The sequence below is a fragment of the Acetobacter farinalis genome (genome assembly GCF_011516935.1).
Lineage (GTDB): Bacteria > Pseudomonadota > Alphaproteobacteria > Acetobacterales > Acetobacteraceae > Acetobacter > Acetobacter farinalis.
In genome coordinates, this window is the sequence record NZ_WOTF01000041.1 from 1 (window position 1) to 5,575 (window position 5,575).

Here is a 5,575-nt window from a genome sequence, read left to right on the forward strand (position 1 = left end):
TCTACAATCCACGTCGACGCCATTCATATCTGGGTGGCATCAGCCCTCTCGCTTTCGAAGCAAGAGTGGCATAATCACTTCTGACCGGCACAAAACCGTTACAAGTCCAGAATGACCGCGCGATCAACTTGAGGATTCTGAATATCGGAGTCGAAACGAATACCCCGAACGGGCGGCTCTTCCTGACCATCCTGGCGGCCTTTGCGGAATTCGAACGGGAGATCATCAAGGAGCGGACCATCGCCGGCCTGGAGGCTGCGCGGGCAGCAGGGCGGAAACTGGGCAGGCGGCCGAAGCTGTCAGGCAGACAGAAAGACCATGCCCTGGAGATGGCGGCAACTGGCAGCACCAATGGCCAGATCGCCGATGTCCTGGGCGTCTCGGTATCCACAATCCAGCGCCTCACGGCCCCAAATGCTCACCAAAAAGCCGCTTTTTGAACACTTACTGTTGCGAAAACAGGATGAGTGCTTGACTGGAACCCGTAAACCACCGTTTTTGAGTCGGCATCGATCGCCATAGAGCCTGCCGCGTCGCGGTTTCATGAGGTTGGGGCGTTTACGCGATCTCTGATGGGGGTCTGCTGCGCGAGACGACGGATGCCCGGCTGCCGCCGGGTCTGCGGTCACGTCAGCGCCTCGAAAACGCGACCCCGGCGGACCCGGACATCCCCCAGAGAGGCCCAGCCCCCCCTCCGGAGGAATGCGGGACCACCCAGCTTCAGTGGAAATTCCGTGACTTCACAGCAATCAGGTCACCGTCAATCTCGTCCGCCCCCATCCTCGCCTGATCGTCGCCTCCTGCCCGATTCCCCACATCCGCTAGTAGCCCGGACAGGTCCGTAATCTCCAGGGCGATCAGATGGATCACTTCCCCTTCCTTCTGGAGCCACCCCTTCACCGCGACCATGCTGGCCGACAGGACGACCGGCCGGAACTTCTCAAACACATCCGCCCAGACGATGACGTTCAGCGTCGCCGTCTCGTCCTCCAGCGTCATGAAGACCACGCCCTTGGATGATCCCGGCCGCTGACGAACCAGCACGATGCCGGCCGCCGTCAGCCGCTTGCCGTCTTTGGCACCGATCGCATCCCGACAGGACAGGCTGCCATCCCGTCGCAGATCGTCCCGCAGGAAGGCAATCGGATGGTCCCGCAGGGTAAGACCGACACGGTTATAGTCCCGTGCAACCTCGGCACCGGCCCGCATGGGCTGAAGCAAAACATCTGGTTCCTCTGCCTCACGGACGATCTCCGCAGCCGCGAACAAGGGCAACGGCTCATCCCGCAATGCCTTGATGGCCCACAGAGCCTCGCGTCGTGCCAGTCCGAACGCCGGACGGAACGCATCCGCCTCGGCCAGATGGTTCAGGGCAGCGGCCTTCACGCCGGATCGTCGCCACAGATCGTCGATCGACGTAAAGGGTCGATTCCCGCGCGCTGCTACAATCCGGGCAGCATCCTCGTTGGCCAGTCCCTTCACCAGGTTCATCCCGAGCCGCACTGCGAACAGTCCGTTCGACCGCTCCGGCCCTTCCATGGTGGCATCCCAGCGTGACCCGTTCACGCACACAGGCCGAATCTCCACCCCGTGAGCCTGGGCATCGCGGACAAGCTGGGCCGGCGCGTAGAACCCCATTGGCTGGCTGTTCAGCAATGCGGCCAGGAATACGTCCGGATGGCGGCATTTCATCCACGACGACGAATAGGCCAGGATCGCGAACGACGCCGCATGGCTTTCCGGGAAACCGTAGGAGCCGAACCCTTCAAGCTGCTGGTAGATGCGCTCGGCGAATTCCTCGGGATAACCGCGCTCCCTCATGCCTTCGAGTAGCCGTGTCTGGAAGCGCGAGATGGTGCCGGTGTTCTTGAAGGTCGCCATGGCCCGGCGCAGCCCATCCGCCTCAGCCGCCGTGAACCCGGCGCACACCATGGCCACCTGCATCACCTGTTCCTGAAACAGCGGCACACCGAGGGTCCGCTTCAACACCTCTTCCAGTTCCGGGGTCGGGTAATCCGGATGCTCCAGTCCCTCCCGCCGGCGCAGATACGGATGCACCATGTCGCCCTGGATCGGACCGGGCCGGACGATCGCGACCTCGATCACCAAATCATAATAGGTTCGCGGCTTCAGGCGCGGCAGCATGGACATCTGGGCGCGGGATTCGATCTGGAACACGCCGATCGTGTCCGCCTTGCGGATCATCGCATAGGTGCGCGGGTCTTCGGCCGGGATGGTGGCGAGCGCGAAATGCTGCCCCTTATGTTCGGCCAGCAGGTCCAGCCCTTTTTTCATGCAGGTCAGCATGCCTAACGCCAGGACATCGACCTTCATGAATTTCAGCGCGTCGATGTCGTCCTTGTCCCATTCGATGGTCTGACGGTTATCCATCGCTGCCGGTTCGATCGGCACCAGTTCGTCCAGCCGGTCGCGTGTCAGCACGAAACCGCCCGGATGCTGGGAAAGATGACGCGGCACGCCGATCAGGGCGCGCGCCAGGTCAAGCGTCAGGCGGATGCGCCGGTCGGTCAGGTCGATTCCGGTCTCGGCGAATTTCTCCGCATCGACCTCGCGCGACCAGCCCCATATCTGCTTCGACAGCAGGCTGATCAGGTCTTCCGGCAAGCCCATGACCTTGCCGACATCACGGAGCGCGCCCTTGGCCCGGTATCTGGTAACCACGGCGGTCAAGGCCGCGCGGGTGCGTCCGTAATGGTCATAGATCCACTGGATGATCTCTTCGCGACAGGCATGCTCGAAATCCACGTCGATATCCGGCGGCTCGCCGCGCTCTTCCGAGATGAACCGCTCGAACAGAAGCGTCGTCCGCGACGGGTCGATGGCCGTGATTCCCAGCACGAAGCACACGGCACTATTGGCCGCCGATCCGCGCCCCTGGCACAGGATGCCCCGCCGCTTTGCCTCCCGGACGATACTGTTCACCGTCAGGAAATACGGCGCGTAGGACATCCGCCCGATCAGTGCCAGTTCATGGCGCAGGATTCCGGCCACGTCCTCGGGGATGCCGTCCGCATAGAAACGTCGGGCGCTCTCCCAGGTCAGGCCCTCCAGTTCCTCCTGCGGCGTCCGGCCCTGAACCGTGATTTCATCCGGATATTGATAGGCCAGATCGTCCAGGCTGAACTGGCAGCGATCGACGATCTCCATGCTCCGGTCGATCGCTTCGGGATATCGTGAGAACAGGCGCGCGATTTCCTGGGGCGGCTTGAGATAGCGATCGGCATGGCGCTCGCGGACGAAGCCGGCCCGGTCGATGGTCGTATTATGCCGGACGCAGGTGACGACATCCTGAAGGATGCGGCGGTCATGGATATCGAACAGCGCGTCATTGGTGACGACGGTCTTCACCCGTCGCGCGTGGGCCATGTTCGCCAGTTCATAAAGCCGCATCTGGTCATTCGGCCGGCGGCGCAGGGTCAGGGCCATATAGGCACAGTCCCCGAACGCATCGCGCAGTTTCCTCAGATGCAGGGCGCAGTCATCATCGGCGACATCCGGCACCAGCACGGCGAGCATGCCCTCGCCCCACTCGACCAGATCGGCCCAATGCAGCAGGCATTTCCCTTTCCCGGCGCGCGCTTTGCCGATCGACAGCAGCCGACAAAGCCGGCCATAGGCGGCGCGATCCATCGGATAGACCAGGACCGGCGGAAAGTCGGCGAGGTCAAGCCGGCAGCCGACCACCAGCCGCATGCCGGTTTCCTTCGCGGCGATATGGGCCTGGACGATACCGGCCAGCGTGTTGCGGTCGGTGATCCCGATGGCGGAAAGTCCGAGACGCTTGGCATGGGCAAACAGTTCGGCAGGCGACGACACGCCTCGCAGGAATGAGAAATAACTGGTGACCTGGAGTTCGGCATAGCGGGTCATGCGAACAGCCCGTGCATGAACCAGCGTTGCGACCCGGTTTCTCCATGCTCGCCGTCCCCTTCGCGAAACAGCCAGAACCGTTCGCCGGACGTGTCCTCGATCCGGAAATAATCCCGCGCGATGGTCAGTTCCGTATCGCCTTTCCACCATTCCCCGAACACGCGCTCGGGTCCATCGGCGCACTTCACCCGGCGCCGGATGCCACGCCAGATAAAGAAGATCGGCGGCCGGTCCGGCAGTTCGGCCATCGCCTGGACAGGTTCCGGCCGGGAGAGCAGCCGGGTCGGGCGCGGCCATCCCGCCGGCCAGGTGGCGCCGTCATCCGGAGCCAGTGCCGGCACCCGGCAGACCGACCGTTCCGGAATATCGCTCTCCACCGGGGCGAACCGGTAGAGCGATTCCCCTCCGACGCGATTGGCCAGCGTGTCGATTAGGCCGGAGATGTCGGCTTCTTCCTCTTCGATCAGCGAGGAAACGCGCTGCCTGACTTCCATCGGCTCGGCCAGGACTGCCACCAGTTCCATACGCTCGATGCCGAAGCCCGGATCGATCGTCTCGATCTTCTCGCACAGCAGCCGGCTGAGATGCTTGGCATCCCGCACCGGCCGGGCCGTGGCGATCCGGATCGTCTGGGTCTGGCTGTCCACGCGATGCAACAGCAGGTCGAGCAAGCGGATGCCGTCGCCCCTTGCATCCAGCTCTTCGCACAAGGCGGGAACCAGCTTACCGATGTAACGGGCGATGGTCTCGGCAGCGCCGATGGGCTCGGCGAAGTTGCGCGCGACGGAGACCGGATCGACCGGACGCACGGCCATGATCGGTTCGGCGACGCGCCCAAATGCCTGGTCCAGCCGGCGCGCCAGTTCCGGCCCGAACCGCAAGGTCAGCGGTGCGCGCGGCATGGTGGCCAGCTTGCCGATCCTGGAGATTCCGAGCGTCCGCAACCCTTCTATGACGGTGGCCGGAAGACGCAACGCCTCGATCGGCAGATTGGACAGCGCATCAGGGATGCCGCCATCCGGCACGATGACCATCCGGCCACGCCCGTATCTGGCCAGGGCATGAGCGGCACCCCAGGTTCCGGCGATCGTGACCTTGGCGGTAAAGCCAGATTCAGCCAGGCGACGGACAACAGCCTCCAGCATCGCCGGCTCGCCACCATGCAGATGATCCGTGCCGGTCGTGTCCATTACGATGCCATCAGGTAGTCCGCCCGATGCGTCTACCGCCACGATCGGCGCGATCCGCCGCTGGAACCACAGCGCCAGGGCCTCCAGCCCGGCACGGTCGCCGTCCGGATCGGCATCTATGATGGTCAGATCGGGATAGAGCGCCTGGGCCTTGGCAACCGGAATGCCGGGGGTCACTCCGATCTGGCGGGCGGCGAGGTCGGCGGACATGACGACGCGACGACTGCCTTCCCGGCCGGCCAGGGCGAGCGGCCCATCAGGCGCGGCGCTGCCGAGCTTCTTCCTGATGCGCTCCGTCGGCCAGAGAGGCAGATATAGCGACACCACACGATTCGATCCTCCCATTGGCATCGCATCCCTCCACCTCGAAATCCGCGCATTCCCTGGACTTGTAACGGTTTTGTGCCGGTCAGAAGTGATTATGCCACTCTTGCTTCGAAAGCGAGAGGGCTGATGCCACCCAGATATGAATGGCGTCGACGTGGATTGTAGAA

At 63.5% G+C, this 5,575-nt stretch carries 3 protein-coding genes; 1 reads left to right on the forward strand and 2 read right to left on the reverse strand.

What is annotated here, in order from left to right; genetic code table 11:
* Nucleotides 1-128: 128 nt before the first annotated feature.
* Nucleotides 129-440: a recombinase family protein gene (locus tag GOB82_RS12835; RefSeq protein ID WP_166123693.1), complete on the forward strand. Its 312-nt coding sequence runs from the start codon at nucleotides 129-131 to the stop codon at nucleotides 438-440.
* Nucleotides 441-720: 280 nt separating this feature from the next.
* Here GOB82_RS12835 and GOB82_RS12840 read toward each other — a convergent pair whose 3' ends face one another.
* Entirely contained in the window at nucleotides 721-3,891 is a 3,171-nt protein-coding gene (locus GOB82_RS12840) for an error-prone DNA polymerase (protein ID WP_194300493.1), read from the reverse strand.
* Nucleotides 3,888-5,432, reverse strand: a complete 1,545-nt coding sequence (locus GOB82_RS12845; RefSeq protein WP_265794610.1) for a DUF6504 family protein — start codon at nucleotides 5,430-5,432, stop codon at nucleotides 3,888-3,890. The genes GOB82_RS12840 and GOB82_RS12845 overlap by 4 nt, the downstream gene beginning before the upstream one ends.
* Nucleotides 5,433-5,575 lie beyond the last annotated feature (143 nt).

What these genes read in the sequence shown, in the direction of transcription:
- GOB82_RS12840 (WP_194300493.1), bottom strand. Translation starts at nt 3,891, where the DNA reads ATGACCCGCTATGCCGAACTCCAGGTCACCAGTTATTTCTCATTCCTG.
- GOB82_RS12845 (WP_265794610.1), bottom strand. Translation starts at nt 5,432, where the DNA reads ATGCCAATGGGAGGATCGAATCGTGTGGTGTCGCTATATCTGCCTCTC.